The organism is Streptomyces caniferus (genome assembly GCF_009811555.1).
GTDB classification, from domain to species: domain Bacteria; phylum Actinomycetota; class Actinomycetes; order Streptomycetales; family Streptomycetaceae; genus Streptomyces; species Streptomyces caniferus.
In genome coordinates this window covers 3,315,700-3,335,315 of record NZ_BLIN01000005.1, presented here as the reverse complement: position 1 = coordinate 3,335,315, position 19,616 = coordinate 3,315,700, and the positions used below count along the sequence as shown (strand labels likewise).

At 71.5% G+C, this 19,616-nt stretch carries 14 protein-coding genes and 1 tRNA gene; 8 read left to right on the top strand and 7 right to left on the bottom strand.

Translation table 11 applies throughout. The annotated features are described in order from the left end of the window. Window positions 1-911: 911 nt before the first annotated feature. The gene (locus Scani_RS31140) at window positions 912-2,996 is read left to right on the top strand and encodes an ATP-binding protein (protein WP_159481096.1); all 2,085 of its coding nucleotides are present in this window, start codon (window positions 912-914) and stop codon (window positions 2,994-2,996) included. After that, entirely contained in the window at window positions 2,993-4,522 is a 1,530-nt protein-coding gene (locus Scani_RS31135) for an ABC transporter substrate-binding protein (protein WP_159481095.1), read from the top strand. The genes Scani_RS31140 and Scani_RS31135 overlap by 4 nt, the downstream gene beginning before the upstream one ends. Window positions 4,523-4,769: 247 nt before the next feature. Here Scani_RS31135 and Scani_RS31130 read toward each other — a convergent pair. Next, window positions 4,770-4,841 (bottom strand) — tRNA-Cys (locus tag Scani_RS31130). Window positions 4,842-5,037: 196 nt separating this feature from the next. Next, window positions 5,038-5,901 carry an alpha/beta fold hydrolase gene (locus tag Scani_RS31125; protein ID WP_159481094.1) on the bottom strand — a complete coding sequence of 288 codons (864 nt, stop codon included), beginning with the start codon at window positions 5,899-5,901 and terminating at the stop codon, window positions 5,038-5,040. Window positions 5,902-6,137: 236 nt separating this feature from the next. Here Scani_RS31125 and Scani_RS31120 point away from each other — a divergent pair, with 236 nt between their 5' ends. The 4 genes from Scani_RS31120 (at window position 6,138) to Scani_RS31105 (ending at window position 12,324) form a co-directional block, all read left to right on the top strand. Continuing rightward, entirely contained in the window at window positions 6,138-7,835 is a 1,698-nt protein-coding gene (locus tag Scani_RS31120; RefSeq protein WP_246296250.1) for an MFS transporter, read from the top strand. A gap of 715 nt (window positions 7,836-8,550) precedes the next feature. Continuing rightward, window positions 8,551-10,347, top strand: coding sequence for a DEAD/DEAH box helicase (locus Scani_RS31115; RefSeq protein WP_159481093.1), 1,797 nt, complete (start codon window positions 8,551-8,553; stop codon window positions 10,345-10,347). Window positions 10,348-10,795: 448 nt separating this feature from the next. Next, window positions 10,796-11,437 (top strand): IclR family transcriptional regulator, encoded by a 642-nt coding sequence (locus tag Scani_RS31110; RefSeq protein WP_159481092.1) that lies wholly within the window; start codon window positions 10,796-10,798, stop codon window positions 11,435-11,437. A 107-nt stretch (window positions 11,438-11,544) separates the two neighbouring features. Then, window positions 11,545-12,324, top strand: coding sequence for a S16 family serine protease (locus Scani_RS31105; protein ID WP_159481091.1), 780 nt, complete (start codon window positions 11,545-11,547; stop codon window positions 12,322-12,324). Between the two features lie 40 nt (window positions 12,325-12,364). Here Scani_RS31105 and Scani_RS31100 read toward each other — a convergent pair whose 3' ends face one another. The 5 genes from Scani_RS31100 to Scani_RS31080 are packed head-to-tail and all read right to left on the bottom strand — an operon-like array spanning window position 12,365 to window position 16,636. Further along, complete coding sequence (locus Scani_RS31100; RefSeq protein WP_371872398.1) at window positions 12,365-13,375, bottom strand: glycine betaine ABC transporter substrate-binding protein; 1,011 nt, start codon at window positions 13,373-13,375, stop codon at window positions 12,365-12,367. Further along, window positions 13,372-14,256 carry an ABC transporter permease gene (locus tag Scani_RS31095; protein WP_159481090.1) on the bottom strand — a complete coding sequence of 295 codons (885 nt, stop codon included), beginning with the start codon at window positions 14,254-14,256 and terminating at the stop codon, window positions 13,372-13,374. Before Scani_RS31095 ends, Scani_RS31100 begins: the two co-directional genes overlap by 4 nt. Continuing rightward, complete coding sequence (locus Scani_RS31090) at window positions 14,253-15,515, bottom strand: ABC transporter ATP-binding protein (protein WP_159481089.1); 1,263 nt, start codon at window positions 15,513-15,515, stop codon at window positions 14,253-14,255. The genes Scani_RS31095 and Scani_RS31090 overlap by 4 nt, the downstream gene beginning before the upstream one ends. Then, entirely contained in the window at window positions 15,508-16,155 is a 648-nt protein-coding gene (locus tag Scani_RS31085; protein ID WP_159481088.1) for an ABC transporter permease, read from the bottom strand. Before Scani_RS31085 ends, Scani_RS31090 begins: the two co-directional genes overlap by 8 nt. 13 nt (window positions 16,156-16,168) lie before the next feature. Next, window positions 16,169-16,636 carry an Lrp/AsnC family transcriptional regulator gene (locus Scani_RS31080; RefSeq protein ID WP_030986863.1) on the bottom strand — a complete coding sequence of 156 codons (468 nt, stop codon included), beginning with the start codon at window positions 16,634-16,636 and terminating at the stop codon, window positions 16,169-16,171. Window positions 16,637-16,765: 129 nt separating this feature from the next. Between Scani_RS31080 and hppD the strand changes: the two genes are divergently transcribed. Further along, window positions 16,766-17,926: a 4-hydroxyphenylpyruvate dioxygenase gene (hppD, locus tag Scani_RS31075; RefSeq protein WP_159481087.1), complete on the top strand. Its 1,161-nt coding sequence runs from the start codon at window positions 16,766-16,768 to the stop codon at window positions 17,924-17,926. A gap of 209 nt (window positions 17,927-18,135) precedes the next feature. After that, window positions 18,136-19,500 carry an FAD-binding oxidoreductase gene (locus Scani_RS31070; protein WP_159481086.1) on the top strand — a complete coding sequence of 455 codons (1,365 nt, stop codon included), beginning with the start codon at window positions 18,136-18,138 and terminating at the stop codon, window positions 19,498-19,500. The last annotated feature ends 116 nt before the right edge of the window (window positions 19,501-19,616 follow it).

The following is a 19,616-nucleotide window of genomic DNA, read 5'->3' as shown; positions in this document are numbered from 1 at the left end:
GGTTGGCGGGGGTAATGGGGCCGGAGGGGCTGCCGTAGTGGGTGCCCCGTGGGGCCTTCCGCTGAGGGGCTGAGGTTGCTCGGTGGGTGTTCTGTGGGGCCTTCCGCTGAGGGGCTGAGGTTGCTCGGTGGGTGTTCTGTGGGGCCTTCCGCCGAGGTGTGAGGTTGCTCGGCGGGTGGCCCGTGGGTTGTCCCGCCGAGGGGGGTGAGGTGGGGTTGGCGGGTGCTGGTTGTGCCCCCCCTGGGGTTCGCTGCCGTCAGAACTGCCCCTGGGGGTTCCCCCGTTGCCCACCTTCCGTTGGGGCTTTCCCTATCGCCCACCTCCCCCTGGGGTTCAACCTGTCGCCCACCCCCTCTGGGTTTCCCCGTCGCCCACCCCTCTTGCGTTCCCCGCCGCCCACCCCCTCCTGGTTTTTTCCCCGCCGCCCACCCCCCTTCGGGGGGTGGGCGGGTGTATGTGTGTCAGCTTGTGGCGGTGGCGGTGGCGGGCCGTGTGCCGGACGCGGTGTGCGGTGTGCCGACGCGGGGGCGGCCAAGGCGCGTGCGTGGGCTTGGTGCGGGGGAGTTGGCGGGTGGCCGTGTCCGCGCGTGGGCGTGTTGCGGGGGGAGTTGGCGTGTGGCCGGTCCGCGGGCCGGCGTGGCGGGGGCGTGCGTGCGGCGTGGCGCGGCGTCCGTGCGGCGTCGGTCGCCGACCTGCGCTTTCACCCTCCGTCACGAGATTGTCAGTGGCGTCACTTAGAGTGATTTCTGGTGCGTGGGGCAGCATCGAACGAGGGGGAGGAGAAGCGGCCAGAGGGAGTCAAAGTGCTTGCGACGCAGGGGAATTGGAGGATCCTAGGGCGGCCGGAGTGAGCGCCGACCGGCCATGGGGATCGCGGGGATCACGGGGAACGCGACGCCGAGGGGAGCGGGATGCCACAGGAGTGGGCGGGGGAGTCCGGGCGGGACCGGGCTGTGGAACGGTACGTCCAGGAGCTGTTGGTGCGCAGGCCGGGCAGCCGGCCCGAGCTGCCTGCCACGCTGCTGCTGGGGCCGCGCGGCAGTGGCAAGACGACCGTGTTGCGGCATCTGGCGGACTGGGCCCGGCGGGCGCCGGTGGCCCGTCTCGATCTGGCGGCGCTGGGGCAGGAGGGCCGCAAGCCGCTCGATGTGCTGGCCGCGTTGGTCTTCCAGCTCAACGAGAAGAAGAAGGACTTCACCCGGCTGCGGTTTCCGGCGTTCGGGCTGCTGACCATCGCCGTCGCGGCACAGATGGAGGCGGCTGACCGGGACGCCGCCGTACGGCAGATGGAGGCGGCGCTGGTCGGGCCGCCGAGCAGTCGCTCGGACGTGATCAACCAGCTCGCCACCTATGCCGCAACGGTCCTCGGCGCCCCGACGGCGGTGACCGCCGCGCTGCCGCTGCTGCCGGAGTGGCGGCGTCACTGGGCGCGCCTGCGGGTGCGCTGGCAACTGGCGCGCATCCGTCGTCGCAGCCGGGGCGCCGGCTCCGTGGACGGCTTTCTGATCGACCTCAATCAGCGCTACGGCGACCGCGAGGAGGCCGAGCGGCAGCGGGCCGAGGCGGTGCTCTTCGACGCCTTCCTGGACGATCTGCGCCGGTCGTACGGCTCGCGCGGCGGCGACAAGCGGCGTACGACGCAGTGCCTGGTGCTGCTGGACAACGTCGACAGTCCCCTGGGCAACGACTTCCTGAAAGCGCTGTTGGACGCCCGGCGCAAGGCGGGGGCGCCCGACCCGCTGCTGGTGCTGGCCACCGCGGGCAGCTATCCGGCGGCGCTGGAGGGCTTCGCGTTCGGCGGGCCGCGGCGGACCGGTGCGCTGCCCGGCCGGTGGCCCGCGCAGGAGGAGAAGTTCGTTCCGGAACCGATCGTCACGGGGCTGGTGGTGGGCCGGCTGCGCGATCTGGCGCGGCACGAGGTCGAGCAGCAGGCGAAGGAGGTGCTGCGGTCGGCAGGACGCCGGGTGCCGGTGCCGGCTGCCGACAACGGTGTGCAATGGCTGGGCTGGGTGGTGCATGAACTCACCCGCGGTCATCCGGCGGGCACCGCGCAGCTGCTGGAAGCCCTGCTCGAATGCCCGGGGGAGGCCGCTTGGGAGGCCCGGCTGCGGCAGGTCCTGCAGCCCTCCTCGGGCCTCGTCGACGCCCTGCTGGAGCGGCTGTTGCCGATCGAGGCGAGCGGTGAGCTGGCGCAGGCACTGGCCCGTGCCGCGGCTGCCGTCGATCTGGCCCAGACACAGGCGGGCCGGGTGCTGTGGGACGAGTCGAGCGCCCGCGTCCAGGAGGAGTTCGCCGACTTCTGCACGGACGTGCTGCGCACCATGCACCTCGACAGCGGCGACGAGGGTTTTGACGGCCCTTCGGAAACTCCCCATCCGCTGCTGCGCCTTCTGCTGCTGTGCCGGCTCGCCGCGGTCCCGGAGCCCGATGTGGGGACGGGAGGGGACGGCGGAACCACCGACGGGGCATCCGGCATGCGCGGGTGGCGTGCCGTGCATGCCGCCCTGCGGGAGCGGGCGGCCGCCTCGGGGGAGCAGGCCACCGCGGCGTATCACGCGCTGGCGAGCGGTGATCTCGCCGCGGCGGCGGCCTATCTGGACGAGGCTTTCGACCGTCTCGCCCCGGAGGACTGGTGCGCGGAGCTGTGCCGACTGCGGCGCGCCCCGCTCCCCCCGGCCGGCGGCGCCCTCGACCGGCCGCTGTGGGAACGCTACGAACGGCTGGTCGACCACCTCGGCGACGGTGCGGTGGAGCAGCGGCTGCGGACCATCACCCGGCTGCTCGCGGCGGTGTGGATCGGCCCCGAGCCGCCGGACGACCCCCGTACGGACCGGATAGGCGACCCGTACCGCGATCCGCTCGGCGATCCCGCAGCCGAGCTGTACGGCGAGATCCAGGCCCGCTTCCACACCCTCGCGGTGCACGCCGACAGCGTGCCCTGGACCTCGGCGCTGCTGCGGAAGGCGAAGCAGTACGGAAAGGAGCCGTGGCTGTGAGCACCCGTATCTTCGAACCGCCCCGACCCCCGCGGCGCTGGGGGCTGTGGATCGCCTCGGCGCTGGTGGTGGCGGCGGTCGCGGTCGCCGCCGCACTGCAGATCGTCGACCGGGCCGGCCGCTGCGGCGACGGCGTCCGCCAGATGGCCGGCGGTGAGTGCGTGGGCGTCACGGACGGTGCCTACGCCTTCGGGAACATGCAGCGGCTGAGCGCCAAGATCCGCGACGAGAACGAGAAGGTCGCCAAGTCCGGGCAGCGGTCGGTCGCCGTCGCCTATATCGAGGCCATGTCGGGCGGCTCCGCCGACCGTGGGCCGGAGGCCACCCGGCAGGCCGTCAGCGGCGCCTACCTCGCCCAGCGCGCGCTGAACGCCGAGCGCGCGACACTGCCCAAGATCCGGCTGCTGCTCGCCAACACCGGCAGCGGCGACCGGCATTGGAAACGGGTCGTCGACCAGCTCGTCGCGATGAAGGACAAGGAACACCTCGTCGCCGTGGCGGGCTTCGGACAGAGCAACGACCGCACGATGAGCGCCGTGAAGCGGCTGCGGGCCGCCGGGCTGCCGATGGTCGGCGCGACCGTGGCCGCCGACGGGCTGAGTTCCCGTACGGCCGGGTTCTACCGGGTCTCCTTCCCCAACCGCGACCAGACCGCGGCCGCCGCCGGTTACCTCAAGGAGCAGCAGCAAAAGCACCCCGGCTACCGCGTCCAGGTGATCCGTGACGGCAACGAGAAGGACGACTACAACACCTCCCTCTACGAGGACTTCTCCGCGGCGGCCCGGCGTGCGGGCCTGAAGGTGGACGACGAGGTCATCCCGTTCCGCTCCGGGGAGGGCGAGGAGGAGACGGCGGGCAATGCGCTGTCCCTGGTCGCCGACAAGGTCTGCGGTGACCCGAAGCCACCGGACGTGGTGTATTTCGCCGGCCGGGGGCGGGAGCTGCGCCGGTTCATCGAGGCGGCCGGTGAGGGAGGCCGGCACTGCCCCACGACGGTGCTCTCCGGCTCCAGTGCGCTGGGCGTCTACTTCGACACCGGCGGCGACCGGCACCGCACCGAGCTCTCCACCCTCGCCGAACGCTGGAAGTACAGCCGCCTGACGGTCTACTACACCGCCTTCACCCATCCCCGGATATCCGAGGAGGTCTACGGCGCCGCCAGGAACGGCCCGTTCGCGGACTTCGCGCGTGCCTACCGCGACGAGGTCGGCGGCCCGCCCTCCGCCCTCGCCAGCGGCCAGGCGATGCTCGGCCATGACGCCACCTACACCATCGGCAAGGCCGCCCGGAACGCCGTCGGCGTCTACGGCACCCGCCAGGTCACCGCCCGGATGGTGCTGGCCATGCTGGAGCAGACCAACGGCAGATCCCGGGTCCGTGGCATCAGCGGCTACATAGCCTTCGACCCGGACACGGGCGAGCCGGTGGACCGCCCCCTGGCACTGGTGGAACTGCGCCGCCCGACGGACAAGGGCGAGGCCGACGACACCTACCGCTTCGTGGCCGCGCTGCACACCGGCCGGTGAGGGAGGGGGAGCGGCATGGCGGCTGGGCGCGGGGGAGCGCTGCGGCGGACGGTTCGGGAGAGCGGCACCGCGGCCGAGAGTGCGGAGCAGCCGGTGGGCGGGCGAGTACTCCGCCCGGCCGAGGGGCGGGCGCCCCACGCACCCGGAGGCGGCCCCCATGGGTGTGGGTGCCGCCTCCGGACGGAGCACGCGGTTCCCGTGCGCCTCCGCATGGCTCGCACGCGGCGGGCGCTCATGCGGCGCATCGAGGCCGTGGCGGGATTCGAACCCACGTAACTCGCTTTGCAGGCGAGCCCCTGAACCACTCGGGCACACGGCCGGGTTGGTGTGCTGATCCCGACTGTAGGCCGCGTGGCGGGGGGCCCGGCAAGGGTGCGGGGCGGGGTGTCATGAAGCTGCAACAGGGAGCAACGTGGGGCAACACGGGGCAACATGGCGTTCATCCAGTGGTGCTCATGGAGCCTGGTGCTGTCGGTGGGGCAGTGCTCCGGCGGGCGGCCGGGGAGGGGGAGGGCTCAGGCGGAGTGCAGGAACTCCTCCACCAGTGGTGCGAAGAGCTCCGGTGCGTCGACCCACGGGTAGTGGCCCACCTCGTGCAGCGGCCTGACCCGTGCGTCGGGGAATGATTCGGCCACCAGCTCGCCCGCTCGCATGCCCGTCACCCCGTCCCGGTCGCCGGTCACCACCAGCACCGGGCAGGCCGCCTCGCGCAGCCCGGCCAGCAGCGCCATCCGCAGTTGCTCGTCCACGCCCTGCCAGAACCCGGCCCGCGGTACCGGCCCCAACTGCTCGCCCTCCGTCGCGGCATGGGCCTGCTGCGGCTCCTCCCACCGTCCGTAGGCGAGCGGCGCCGCGGCGAACAGCAGCTCCCGCACCTCGCTCATATCGGACGCCTCGGCCAGCTGCTGCACCGCCGCCGAAGCCTTCGGCCACCACTCCTCGTGCTCCCGCGAGGCGAAGATCTCCTGTGCGTCGTCGGGGAGTTCGCCCTGCAGCCGGGAGCCGGGGCAGACCAGGACCAGCCGGGTCAGCCGCTGTGCGTACCCCGCCGCGTAGGCCTGCGCGACCGCGGCCCCCGCGTCGTGCGCGAGCAGCGCGAACCGCTCCAGGCCCAGGTGCGCGCGGAGTGCCTCGAGGTCCTCGGCGAGCTGCCAGAAGGCGTAACGGGCCGGGTCGGCGGCCGCCGGGGAGTCGCCGGTGCCGCGGCTGTCGGGGAGGATCAGCTGCCGGTCTGCGGCCAGCCCGCCGAGGTCGCCCAGATACGCGGCGTCCCGCCCGGGGCCGCCGGCCAGGCACACCAGGGGCGGCCGGGGCGAATCGGCCGGGCCGAGCACGCGGTAGTGGAGCTCGGCGTCGTCGTACGTACGGAAGTGCGGCATACGGACAGCTTGCCCGACGAGGGAGAGGAGACGCGCGGTGGCGTGGGGCGGTGTGGCGACGAGGCGCGGGGCGGGCCGCTTCGCACGGGGCGGCCGTGTCGGGGCGGCCTCCCCGCGCAGTGCCGGCCGATGCTCGCGGCATACCTCCCGCCGCCCGGTGGCGTAGGACCGACGACCGACCCGATCCCCGTCTTCCGACAGGGGCACCACCGCCTTACGGCCCTTACGCTGGCCCGATGAGCGCTGACCGCCCCCGCGGGACCGACCCCGGCACGCACGCAGACGTCGGTACGCCCACAGACCTTGGTACGCCCACGGACTTTGATGCGCACACGGACCTTGGTACGCACGCCAGTTCCGGCCCCGAGGCCGAAAGGGAGGCCGACGCCCAGGCCGAGGCCCACTCCGGCCCTGGCAGCGGCCCCGGCATCGGCGTCGCCACGGCCACCACCGTCGCGACCGCGGACCATCCTGCCGGAGCCGCCGAGCCCACCGGGTCCGCCGAATCCACCGGGTCCGCCGAGCCCGCCCCGTCCGCGCCCGCCGTCGGCGGCATCCTCGGCCGGGAGCACCGTGCGCTGACCTTCGGCATCATCTCGGTCGTCTCGGTCGTCGCGTTCGAGGCGAGTGCCGTGAACACCGCGATGCCGGTCGCGGCCCGTGCCCTGGACGGCATCGGTCTGTACGCCTTCGCGTTCTCCGCCTACTTCACGGCGAGCCTGTTCGCGATGGCGCTCTCGGGCGAGTGGAGCGACCGGCACGGTCCGCTCGCGCCGCTGTTCGGCGGGATCGTCGCCTTCGGGGCGGGGCTGCTGGTCGCGGGCGGTGCCCAGAGCATGGGGATGTTCGTCGTGGGCCGCGGGGTGCAGGGCATCGGCGGCGGGCTGGTGGTGGTCGCGCTGTATGTGGTCGTCGGCCGCGCCTACCCGGAGCGGCTGCGCCCGTCGATCATGGCGTCGTTCTCGGCGGCCTGGGTGGTGCCGGTGATCGTCGGCCCGCTGGTCGCCGGGACCGTCACCGAACACCTCGGCTGGCGCTGGGTCTTCCTCGCCATCCCCCTACTGATACTGCTGCCGCTCGCGGTGATGCTGCCCGCGCTGCGCAAGCTGCCCCGTACGCGGCCGGGCCCGCGCGGCGGCGTACGGCAGGTGCTGGGCAACCGGCGCTGTCTGCTCGCCCTGGGCGTCGCTGTGGGCGCCTGCCTTCTGCAGTACGCGGGACAGCAGCCGGACTGGTTCGCACTGCTGCCCGCGGCCGCCGGACTGGCCCTGCTGGTGCCGGGCATCGTGCGCCTGCTGCCCCGCGGTACGTTCCGCGCGGCGCGCGGCCTGCCGAGCATCGTGCTGATGCGCGGTCTGGCCGCCGGGGCACTGGTCGCCGCCGAGAGCTTCATCCCGCTGATGCTGGTCACCCAGCGCGGACTGTCCCCCACCCTCGCCGGCCTCTCCCTCACCGGCGGCGGAGTGACCTGGGCGCTCGGTTCGTACGTCCAGAGCCGGCCGCGACTGGAGCCGTACCGGGAGCGGCTGATGGGCCTGGGCCTGGTTCTCCTGGCGGCGGCCATCGTGACGGTGCCGCTGGCTCTGCTCGACGGCGTGCCCGTCGCGATCGTGGCGGCCGCCTGGACGGTGGGCGGGTTCGGCATGGGCCTGAACATCTCCAGCGGCGGCGTACTGCTGCTGAAGCTGTCCCGCCCCGAGGAGGCGGGCAGCAACTCCGCCTCCCTGCAGATGTCGGACGCGCTGGGCAACGTCACGTTCGTGGGGATCAGCGGTGTGTTGTTCGTCGCGTTCGGCGGTGGCGAGATTGCTGCGCATGCCCCCGCGGTAACCGCCGCCTCCGGCGTAGCGAGCCATCCGGCGGCGTTCGTGGCCGTGTTCGCGACGATGGCGCTGGTCGCGTTGGCGGGGGCGGCGGCGGCCCGACGTCTTTGAAGGCTTCCCGCGTTTTTGGCTTTCCCGCCGTGGGGGTTGCGCCTGGTGGCGGCTTCCCACGTTGTCGGCTGTCCCGTCGTGGTGGTTGCTCGCCGTTGCCCGCCCGCTGCGCGGTGCGCTCGCCGTTGCGCCTGCGGCGGGCGGGGTCCGCTGCGCGGGGCTGTGGGTGCGGTGACGGGCCTGCGGGGCAGGGGTGTGGGACTGCTTCGCTTTACGTCCCACACCCCTGCCCCTCCGACCCGTCCCCTCCCGTGGGGGAGTTAAGTGAAGGCCGGTGGGGGCGGGCCGCCGACAGGCGTTTCGGTACGACCCGCGAGGCGCACCGGACCACTTGCCTGCACCCCGCCTGGCTTTTCCCACCCTTCAACGGGAGGGGACGGGTCGGAGCGGGTGGGGGTGTCCGGACGTAAAGCGAAGCAGTCCGGACACCCCCACCCGCGCAGGCCCGTCACCGCACCCCGACAGCCCCGCGCAGCGGCCCCGCCCGCCGCAGGCGCAACGGCGAACAACCACCACGGCGGGACAGGCAAAGCGCAGCGGACAGGCAAAGCGCAGCGGACGGGCCCGCCGCAGGCGCAACGACGGGCGCACCGCGCAGCGGGCGGGAGACGGCGAGCAACAACCACGGCGGGAAAGACGGACACGTGGGAAGCCGTCCGAGCGACAGCGGTAGGGTGGCGCGGTTGCCGATCGCCGAGTTCAGCCGACGGAGACCGTGACTACCACCACCAGCGCCACCAATAACCATCACCTGTCCCCGGCCTTTCCGGGACGGGCCCCTTGGGGTACCGCGAACAAGCTGCGTGCCTGGCAGCAGGCGGCCATGGACCGCTACATCCAGACGCAGCCGAGAGACTTCCTCGCCGTCGCGACGCCGGGAGCCGGCAAGACGACGTTCGCGCTCACGCTCGCCTCGTGGCTGCTGCACCACCACGTCGTGCAGCAGGTGACGGTCGTCGCACCGACCGAGCACCTGAAGAAGCAGTGGGCGGAGGCGGCGGCCCGGATAGGCATCAAGCTCGACCCGGAGTACAGCGCGGGGCCGCTGGGCCGCGAGTACCACGGCGTCGCGATCACCTATGCCGGCGTGGGCGTGCGGCCGATGCTGCACCGCAACCGCATCGAGCAGCGCAAGACGCTGGTGATCCTCGACGAGATCCACCACGCCGGTGACTCGAAGTCGTGGGGCGAGGCGTGCCTGGAGGCGTTCGAGCCCGCCACCCGGCGGCTGGCGCTGACCGGTACGCCCTTCCGGTCCGACACCAACCCGATTCCGTTCGTGACGTACGAGGAGGGGAACGACGGCATCCGGCGTTCTTCCGCCGACTACACCTACGGCTACGGCAATGCGCTCGGCGACGGCGTCGTCCGGCCGGTCATCTTCCTCTCCTACAGCGGCAACATGCGCTGGCGGACGAAGGCGGGCGACGAGATCGCGGCCCGGCTCGGCGAGCCGATGACCAAGGACGCGGTCTCGCAGGCCTGGCGCACCGCGCTGGACCCGCGCGGCGAGTGGATGCCCAATGTGCTGCGCGCCGCCGACCGCCGGCTGAGCGAGGTCCGTAAGTCGATTCCGGATGCCGGGGCGCTGGTGATCGCCACCGACCAGGAGCAGGCGCGGGCGTACGCGAAGCTGATCCGGGAGATCACCGGGGAGGGCGCCACCCTGGTGCTGTCCGACGACTCCGGGGCCTCGCAGCGTATCGATGACTTCGCGCATTCGCAGGACCGCTGGATGGTCGCGGTCCGGATGGTGTCCGAGGGCGTCGACGTGCCGCGGCTGGCGGTCGGGGTGTACGCCACCACGATCTCGACGCCGCTGTTCTTCGCGCAGGCCGTGGGGCGTTTCGTGCGGTCCCGTAAGCGCGGTGAGACCGCCTCGGTCTTCCTGCCCACCGTCCCGAACCTGCTCGGCTTCGCCAATGAGATGGAGGTCGAGCGCGATCATGTGCTCGACAAGCCGAAGAAGGACGGGGAGGAAGACCCCTACGCCGAGTCCGAGAAGGAGATGGACGAGGCGAACAAGGAGCAGGACGAGGACACCGGCGAGCAGGAGCAGTTCTCGTTCGAGGCGCTGGAGTCGGAGGCGGTCTTCGACCGGGTGCTCTACGACGGTGCCGAGTTCGGGATGCAGGCCCATGCGGGCAGCGAGGAGGAGCAGGACTACCTCGGCATCCCGGGGCTGCTGGAGCCCGACCAGGTGCAGATGCTGCTGCAGAAGCGGCAGGCCCGGCAGATCGCCCACAGCAAGAAGCGGCCGGACGAGGAGGCCGATCTGCTGGAGCTGCCGGCCGAGCGGCGGCCGGTGGTCACGCACAAGGAGCTGCTGGAGCTCAGGAAGCAGCTGAACACGCTGGTCGGTGCGTATGTGCACCAGAGCGGGAAGCCGCACGGGGTGATCCACACCGAGCTGCGGCGGGTGTGCGGCGGACCGCCGAGCGCCGAGGCCACCGCCGGGCAGCTGGGTGAGCGGATCAAGAAGGTACGGGAGTGGGCCACGCGGATGCGGTGAGTCCGCCCGCAGCCCGTGGTCGTGGCCTGTGGCCCGTGGGGGCGGTGTGCCGGTGATACGGCGCGCCGCCCCCACGGTCGTCTCCGGCGCGGTGTGGCGACGGGGCCGTGCCTCTCCCGCTCCGTATCCGGGCGCGCCCCCACCCCTCCCGCTCGTCCCCGCCTTCCGGCGTCCCCCATATCGCCCCACCACCCCTGTAGCCCTACCTGAAACACAACGGGACCTTCTGGGCGGACCTACGGGGATATTCCGGGCGGGGGAGCCCGGATTCTGGACGGACTCTTCCGCTCACCGGACTGGCTCGCTACTGTCCCGGTCACGCACACGCCCCGTGGCAGCGCCGCCGCGGAGCGCAGCCGGTGCCATGCGGCCGGCGGCCTCTAGCGCGCGCTGCTCCGGGACTCGCAGCGCGTCGCGTCCGAGTGCCGCCACTCACCCAGGAGGCGTCGTGACCGCAGAGACCTCCCAGACCCTCGACCGAGGGCTGCGCGTCCTCAAACTGCTCGCCGACACCGACCACGGGCTGACCGTCACCGAGCTCTCCAACAAGCTCGGCGTCAACCGCACCGTGGTCTACCGTCTGCTGGCCACGCTGGAGCAGCACGCCCTGGTACGCCGTGACATAGGCGGCCGGGCCCGGGTCGGTCTGGGCGTGCTGCGCCTGGGCCGTCAGGTACATCCGCTGGTCAGGGAGGCCGCGCTGCCCGCGCTGCGGTCGCTCGCCGAGGACGTGGGGGCCACCGCGCACCTCACCCTCGTCGACGGCACGGAAGCCCTGGCCGTCGCCGTGGTGGAGCCGACCTGGACCGATTACCACGTGGCCTACCGGGCCGGATTCCGTCATCCGCTGGACCGGGGGGCGGCCGGCCGGGCGATCCTCAAGGCCCGGCAGGGCCGCATCCAGGACGCCGGACTCGCCCTGACCCACGGGGAGTTGGAGGCCGGCGCGAGTGGCGCGGCGGCACCGCTGCTCGGGGTGAGCGGCATCGAGGGGAGCGTGGGCGTGGTGATGCTCGCGGACACCGTCTCCGAGCGGATCGGGCCGCGGGTGGTCGACGCGGCACGGGAGGTGTCGGAGGCGCTGCGCTGAGGCCGAGGGTGCGGCCGGGGCCACGGGGTGTGAAGGGGCGGTGGCCGTGTGGTGAGGCCGTGGCGCCTTGAGGCCCTGGTGGGGTGGGGGTCAATTAGGCTGGCGGAGTGTCCTCACGCACCCGCGCCCTGGCGGTCTGCTCCGCCCTCGTCCTGGCCCTCCTGCTCGCGGCGGTCCTCGCCCCGCTGCCCTTCGCTGTCGCCTATCCGGGCATGACGGCGAACGTCCTCGGCAACGACAAGGGCAAGCCGGTGATCACCATCACCGGCGCCGGGACCCGCAAGACGAGCGGGCAGCTGCGGATGACCTCGATCGTCGCCACCGGCCCGGACGCCTCCGTCCATCTGCCGGACATCATCGAGGGCTGGTTCCGCAAGGACGAGGCCGTGATGCCGCGCGAGGCGGTCTACCCGGTGGGCAACAACACCGAGGAGATCGCCGAGCACAACGCGAAGCAGATGGCGGAGTCCCAGGACAGCGCCACCAGCGCCGCGCTCGGGCAGCTCGGCAGGTCCACCAAGGACATCAAGGTCAAGCTGAGCCTCGCGGACGTCGGCGGTCCCAGCGCCGGGCTGATGTTCGCCCTCGGCATCGTCGACAAGCTGGACGGTGACGGCGCGGGCCACGACCTGACCGCCGGGCGCACCATCGCCGGTACGGGGACCATCACCGCCGGCGGGAAGGTCGGCGCGGTGGGCGGGGTCCCGCTGAAGACGCAGGCCGCGCACCGGGACGGCGCCTCGGTCTTCCTGGTCCCGCGCAAGGAGTGCACGGACGCGCGGGCGGAGCTGCCGAAGGGGATGCGGCTGATTCCGGTCACCACGCTCGACGGCGCGGTGGACGCCCTGAAGGCCCTGCGGACCGGGGGCCCGGTTCCCCACTGCTGAGCGGGCCCGCTGCCGGCCCCGGCCCTCCCGCGGCCGTGCCTCACCCCTCCTTGATGAACCCCTCCCGGATCAGCCAGTCCTTCGCGACCTCGTGCGGGTCCTCGCCGTCCACGTCGACCTTGCGGTTGAGCTCCTGGGCGACGGTGTTGTTGAGGGCCTTGGTGACCGGGGCCAGGACCTCGGCCATCGCCGGGTACTTCTTCAGGGCCGCGGCATTGATCTCGGGGGCGACGTTGTAGTTGGGGAAGAAGTGCTTGTCGTCGGCGAGGACGTGCAGATGCATCGCCTTGATCCGGCCGTCGGTGGTGAAGACCTCGCCGAACGCACAGGTGCCCTTCTGCGTCTCGGTGTAGACGACGCCGCCGGTCATCTTGCGGATGTTGGCGGAGGGCACGTTCATGCCGTACGCCCGCGCCATGCCCGGCAGCCCGTCGTTGCGGGTGGCGAACTCGTTCTCCACGCACATCGTCACGGCGCCGGGATTCTTGTGGGACAGCGCCGCCACCTGCGAGAGGTTGCGCACGTCCAGTTTCTTCCAGTTCGCGGTGTTCAGCGCCAGCGCGTAGGTGTTGTTCAGGGTAGAGGCCGGGAGCCAGACGATGCCGTTCTTCCGGTCCTCGTCGCGGACCGCCTTCCACTGCTTCTGCGGGTCGACGATCGGCTTGGTGTGGCCGAGGTAGGTGATCCAGCCGGTGCCGGTGTACTCGTACGCGGCGTCCGCAGTGCCGGATTTGACCGCCTCCCGGGCGCCGATCGAGCCCTGGATGCTGGTCTTGTCGATGACCTTGGCGCCCGCCGCCTCGAAGATGATGCCCATCATCTGGCCGAGGACGATCTGCTCGGTGAACTCCTTCGAGGTCACCGTCAGCTGCGCACCGGTGAGCGGCCGGCCCGGGTAGCCGGCCTTCGGCCCCGGCAGCACGTTGTCGCTCATCGCACTGCCGCTGACCAGGCCGCATCCGCTGAGCACGGTCGCGAGCAGGGTGATGAGGAAGCGGGCGCCCCGGCGTCTTCCGGGGTGGCGCGGGTCCCGACGCGGATGGGTCCTCATACCGTCGCCTCCAGTCCGCGCGGCCGCAGCAGCAGTTCGGCCAGCGACGCCAGCCATTCGACCAGCAGGGCGAGCGCCACGGTGAGCACCGACCCGAGGATCAGGACGGGCATGCGCTGGGTGACGATGCCCGCCGAGATCAGGTCGCCGAGGCCGCCGCCCCCGCCGAAGGTCGCCAGCGTCGCGGTGCCGACGTTCAGGACCAGCGCGGTGCGGACGCCGGCCAGGATCAGCGGTACGGCCAGGGGGAGTTCGACCTTGGTCAGCACGCCGGTGGGGGACATGCCGATGCCGCGGGCGGCCTCGGTCAGGGTCGGCTCGATACCGCGCAGCCCGGCGATGGTGTTGGCGAGGACCGGCAGCACGGCGTAGATGACCATGCCGACGATCGCCGAGCGGGCCCCGATGCCCAGCCAGATGACCAGCAGGATCAGCAGACCCAGGGCGGGCACGGCCTGCCCGAGGTTGGCGAAGGCCATGGCGACCGGGGTGGCCCGGCGCAGCTTGGACCGGGTCAGCGCGATACCCAGCGGGATCGCGATGATCAGTACGAAGAAGGTGGAGACTGCGGTGAGGTAGATGTGCTGCTTCAGTGCCAGCCACACCTTCCCGTTGTCGACCGCCTGGTGGGCGATGGAGTCCAGGCGGGCGCCGCGGAACCACAGCCAGGTGGCGAGCAGCGCCAGGACCAGGAAGGCCGGCATGAAGGTCCACTTCTGCCAGCTGATCCGGCGCCGGCCCCGGGCGGCGGACCGGACGGGCGCCTCGCCGGCCGCCCCCTCCCGCTCCTGCATCTCGACGTCGTCGCGGAAGGCGAAGGCCTCGTGGTCGCCCGTCGGGCGCTCGCCGTGCCGCGGGCTGCTCCCGTCGTGGGGGCTCATGCCTCCAGGCCTTCCTGTTCCAGCTGCGTCTGGCGGGCGTGCTGCTCCCGGAGCTGGTGCTGGTGCTCCAGGGCCTCCATCCGGTCCGCCTCCAGCAGTTCCTGGACGTTGTTCATCAGCGTCTCCATGTCGACCACGCCGATGTACTCGCCGCGCCGCCCGGTGACCGAGACCCGGCCCGCGCTGTCGGTGAGGACCGCCTCCAGCGCGTCGCGCAGCGTCGCGTCCCGGGTCACGGTGTGCTGCACCGGCGTCCCGGCCCGGGCCAGCGACTCCTTGGCCAGGGCCAGGTCGCCGCGGCGCAGCCATTTGTACGGGCGGCGGTTGGGGTCCAGCAGCAGCAGTTCGTTGTGGGAGCCGGAGCGCAGCCGGTCGAAGATGGACTCCAGCGGGTCGTCGATCCTGGCGGTGGGGAAGTCGACCACGCCCACGTCCCGGACACGGGTCAGGTTCAGCCGTTTGAGCGCCGCCCCCGCGCCGACGAAGCCGGAGACGAAGTCGTCGGACGGGTTGGTGAGGATGGCCTCGGGGGTGTCGAACTGGGCGATGTGCGAGCGCTCGCGGAGCACCGCGATCCGGTCGCCGATCTTGATGGCCTCGTCGAAGTCGTGGGTGACGAAGCAGATGGTCTTGTGCAGCTCGTGCTGGAGCCGGATCAGCTCGTCCTGGAGGTGGTCGCGGGTGATCGGGTCGACGGCGCCGAACGGCTCGTCCATCAGCAGGACGGGCGGGTCGGCGGCGAGCGCGCGGGCCACTCCCACGCGCTGCTGCTGACCGCCGGAGAGCTGGCGCGGATAGCGGCCGTGGAACTCGCGCGGGTCCAGGCCGACCAGGTCGAGCATCTCCTCGACCCGGTTCCTGGTCTTCGACTGGGACCAGCCGATCATCTTCGGGACCAGCGCGATGTTCTGGGCGACCGTCATGTGCGGGAAGAGGCCGGACGCCTGGATGGCGTAGCCGATCTTGCGGCGCAGCTTGACCGGGTCCATGTCGGTGACGTCCTCGTCGCCGATCCGGATGCGCCCGGAGGACGGCTCGATCAGCCGGTTGATCATCTTCAGGGTGGTGGACTTGCCGCAGCCCGAGGGCCCCACCAGGATCACGATCTCGCCGGCCTTGATCTCCATGTTGACGTTGTCCACCGCGGGGACGGGGTTCCCCGGATAGAGCTTCGTCAGGTTCTCCAGCTGGATCCTCGCACCGGAGGCGGACGCGGAGGCGGAGGCGGAGTCGGCGGCGGTCTCGGGCGTCTCAGGCACGGATCCCCCTGGAGATGGTCAGGCGTCCGATCAGGACGTAGGCGGCGTCGAAGAGAAGGGCGAGGACGGCGATCCCGAGCGTGCCGGAGAGCACCTGGTTGAGGGAGTTGGCGCTGCCCAGCGAGGCGATCCCGCGGAAGATCTCGTTGCCCAGGCCCGGGCCGGAGGCGAAGGCGGCGATGGCGGCGATGCCCATCAGCATCTGGGTGGCGACCCGGATGCCGGTGAGGATGGGCGGCCAGGCCAGCGGCAGTTCGACGCGGAAGAGCCGGGCGGTGCGGGACATCCCGATGCCGGTGGCCGCGTCGACCAGGTCCGGGTCCACCCCGCGCAGCCCCACGATGGCGTTGCGGACCACCGGCAGCAGCCCGTACAGGGTCAGCGCGATGACCGTCGGGGGCACGCCCAGGCCGACGATCGGGATCAGCAGACCGATCAGGGCCAGGGAGGGGATGGTCAGGATGGTCGCGGTCGAGGTGGTGGCGAGGTTGCCCGCCCATTCGCTGCGGTAGGTCACCACGGCGATGAAGACCCCCAGCAGGGTGGCCAGCACCATGCACTGGAAGACGGCGCTGGCGTGCTGATACGTATCCGTCAGCAGTTGGGTGTGCCGGGTGCCGACGTACTCCCAGAAGCTCACTCGGTCTCCTCGGTCAGTCTCCCGATGCCTGTTTCACCAGCGGGACGATCCGCAACGGAACCGGATTTTCCATGACGATTGCCGTTGAGGCCCGCACGATCCCATCAAAGCCCACAACCCGGTCGATCACCCGCTGTAGATCGGCGTTGGACCGGGCGACGAGCCTGCAGAGCATGTCCCCATGTCCCGTCGTTGTATGCAGTTCCAACACCTCGGGAACGGTCGTCAAGTGGGCACGTACGTCATTGCCTTGGCCTTGTTTGATCTCCAGCGTCGCGAAAGCGGTCACGGGGTAGCCGAGCGCCGCCGGGTCCACGTCCGGTCCGAAGCCCCGGATCACTCCATTCGACTGAAGGCGGTCGAGCCTGGCCTGGACCGTGCCGCGCGCCACCCCCAGCCGCCGGGACGCCTCCAGCACGCCGATCCGCGGCTCCTCGGCGAGCAGCTCCAGCAGCGCCCCGTCCAAATGATCGATCGCCATCGCGCGCATCGTCCCTTTCGATGGTCATCATGTACAGATAGTCGAGTCACTTCGCCTTTTCGCTATGCATAATGCCCAGAGAATCCGCGAACTATTGCGCACCTTGTGGATCGGAGGGACTCTGCGAACATGGCAGACACCACGATGCACACCCGGACCCAGACCACGGCCCCCGACGCGGCCCGGCAGGCGGACCCCTTCCCGGTCAAGGGGATGGACGCGGTCGTCTTCGCCGTCGGGAACGCCAAGCAGGCCGCGCACTACTACTCGACCGCCTTCGGCATGCGCCGCGTCGCCTACTCCGGCCCGGAGAACGGCAGCCGCGAGACCGCGAGTTATGTGCTCGAATCCGGCGGCGCCCGGTTCGTGTTCACCTCGGTCATCAAGCCCACGACCGAATGGGGCCGCTTCCTCGCCGACCATGTCGCCGCGCACGGCGACGGGGTCGTCGACCTCGCCATCGAGGTCCCGGACGCCCGCGCCGCCTACGAGCACGCCGTCGCCCAGGGCGCCACCGGGCTGGAGAAGCCCTACGAGCTCCAGGACGAGCACGGCACCGTCGTCCTGGCGGCCATCGCCACGTACGGCAAGACCCGGCACACCCTCGTCGAGCGCTCGGGTTACGACGGTCCCTACCTGCCCGGCTTCGTCGCCGCCGAGCCGCTGGTGGAGGCCGGCCCGCGGCGCTTCCAGGCCATCGACCACTGCGTCGGCAACGTCGAACTCGGCAAGATGAACGAGTGGGTGGCCTTCTACAACAAGGTCATGGGCTTCACCAACATGAAGGAGTTCGTGGGCGACGACATCGCCACCGAATACAGCGCGCTGATGTCGAAGGTCGTCGCCGACGGCACGCTCAAGGTGAAGTTCCCGATCAACGAGCCGGCGATCGCGAAGAAGAAGTCGCAGATCGACGAGTACCTGGAGTTCTACGGCGGTCCCGGCGTCCAGCACATCGCGCTGGCCACCAACGACATCGTCGCCAGCGTCCGGGCGATGCGCGCCGCCGGCGTGGAGTTCCTGAACACCCCCGACTCCTATTACGACACCCTCGGCGAGTGGGCCGGCGAGACCCGGGTGCCCGTGGAGACGCTCCGCGAGCTGAAGATCCTGGTCGACCGCGACGAGGACGGCTATCTGCTGCAGATCTTCACCAAGCCGGTCCAGGACCGGCCGACCGTGTTCTTCGAGATGATCGAGCGGCACGGCTCCATGGGCTTCGGCAAGGGCAACTTCAAGGCGCTCTTCGAGGCGATCGAGCGGGAGCAGGAGAGGCGCGGCAACCTCTGAGCCTTGCGGCGGGGCGGTGTGCCCGCTGCCGGTGGTGGCTGCCGGGCGTGGGCCTCCGGGGCCGGGTGCGGGGACTGCTTCGCTCTACGTCCCCGCACCCGGCCCCTCCGGCCCGCGCCCTCCTGCGGGTGGGCGGCTGTCCGTCTGGGGGGGTGTTCCGGGGGGCGGTGATCTTCCGTGTGGGGGCCGGGGGTGCGAGGCTGGACGCTATGGACCTCATCGCACGTCTGCGCGCCGGGCTCCCGGGGGAAGCGATTCTCACCGACCCCGATGTCACCGGCTCGTACGCCAACGACATGGCGAGCTTCTGCGAGGCCGGGACGCCCGCCGTGGTCGTCCTGCCGCGTACCGTCGAGCAGGTTCAGCACGTCATGCGGACGGCCTCCGAGCTGCGGGTGCCGGTCGTCCCGCAGGGGGCGCGTACGGGGCTGTCGGGCGCTGCCAATGCCTCCGACGGCTGCATCGTGCTCTCGCTGGTCAAGATGGACCGGATCATCGAGATCAATCCCGTCGACCGGATCGCGGTGGTCGAACCCGGTGTCATCAACGCCGTGCTCTCCCGCGCGGTCAACGAACACGGCCTCTACTACCCGCCCGACCCGTCCAGTTGGGAGCAGTGCTCGATCGGCGGCAACATCGGCACCGCCTCCGGCGGCCTGTGCTGCGTCAAATACGGGGTCACCGCCGAGTACGTCCTCGGCCTGGACGTCGTGCTCGCCGACGGGCGGCTGCTGACGACCGGCCGGCGCACCGCCAAGGGCGTCGCGGGCTACGACCTCACGCGGCTGTTCGTCGGCTCCGAGGGCAGCCTGGGCATCGTCGTCCGCGCGGTCCTCGCGCTCAAGCCGGAACCGCCGCAGCAGCTCGCGCTGGCCGCCGAGTTCCCCTCCACCGAGGCCGCCTGCCGGGCCGTCTGCGAGATCATGGCCCGCGGTCACGCCCCCTCGCTGCTGGAGCTGATGGACCGTACGAGCATCCGCGCGGTCAACGACATGGCGCAGATGGGCCTCCCGGACAGCACCGAGGCGCTGCTGCTGGCCGCCTTCGACACCCCCGAACCGGCCGCCGACCTGGCCGCCGTCGGGGAGCTGTGCACCGCGGCGGGCGCCACCGAGGTCGTGCCCGCCGAGACCGCCGCCGAGTCCGATCTGCTGCTGCAGGCCCGCCGGCTGACCCTGACCGCGCTGGAACGGGTCAAATCCGCCACCATGATCGACGACGTCTGCGTCCCGCGCTCCCGGCTCGCCGAGATGCTCGACGGCACCGCCGCGATCGCCGAGAAGTACGGCCTGACCATCGGCGTCTGCGCCCATGCGGGCGACGGCAACACCCATCCCACGGTCTGCTTCGACGCCGCCGACCCCGACGAGTCCCGCCGGGCCCGTGAGTCCTTCGACGACATCATGGCGCTCGGCCTGCAGCTGGGCGGCACCATCACCGGTGAGCACGGTGTGGGCGTGCTGAAGAAGGAGTGGCTGGCGCGCGAACTGGGGCCGGTGGGCGTGGAGTTGCAGCGGGGCATCAAGGACGTCTTCGACCCGTTGGGCATCCTCAACCCCGGAAAGCTCTTCTGACGGGATACGGCCCCGGAGTTGTTCCCCGCGATGCGGTGGCGCATTTTACCGGTGGGTGCGCGCACGCGCAGAAAAGGGGAATTGCCGCCGAGATCGTGGCGTGGCGCGGGCGGACC

Coding starts and splice junctions, on each gene's coding strand:
- Scani_RS31080 (WP_030986863.1), bottom strand. CDS start 16,636: ATGGCGATCGATCATTTGGACGGGGCGCTGCTGGAGCTGCTCGCCGAG.
- Scani_RS31125 (WP_159481094.1), bottom strand. CDS start 5,901: ATGCCGCACTTCCGTACGTACGACGACGCCGAGCTCCACTACCGCGTG.
- Scani_RS31070 (WP_159481086.1), top strand. CDS start 18,136: ATGGACCTCATCGCACGTCTGCGCGCCGGGCTCCCGGGGGAAGCGATT.
- hppD (WP_159481087.1), top strand. CDS start 16,766: ATGGCAGACACCACGATGCACACCCGGACCCAGACCACGGCCCCCGAC.
- Scani_RS31100 (WP_371872398.1), bottom strand. CDS start 13,375: ATGAGGACCCATCCGCGTCGGGACCCGCGCCACCCCGGAAGACGCCGG.
- Scani_RS31095 (WP_159481090.1), bottom strand. CDS start 14,256: ATGAGCCCCCACGACGGGAGCAGCCCGCGGCACGGCGAGCGCCCGACG.
- Scani_RS31140 (WP_159481096.1), top strand. CDS start 912: ATGCCACAGGAGTGGGCGGGGGAGTCCGGGCGGGACCGGGCTGTGGAA.
- Scani_RS31120 (WP_246296250.1), top strand. CDS start 6,138: ATGAGCGCTGACCGCCCCCGCGGGACCGACCCCGGCACGCACGCAGAC.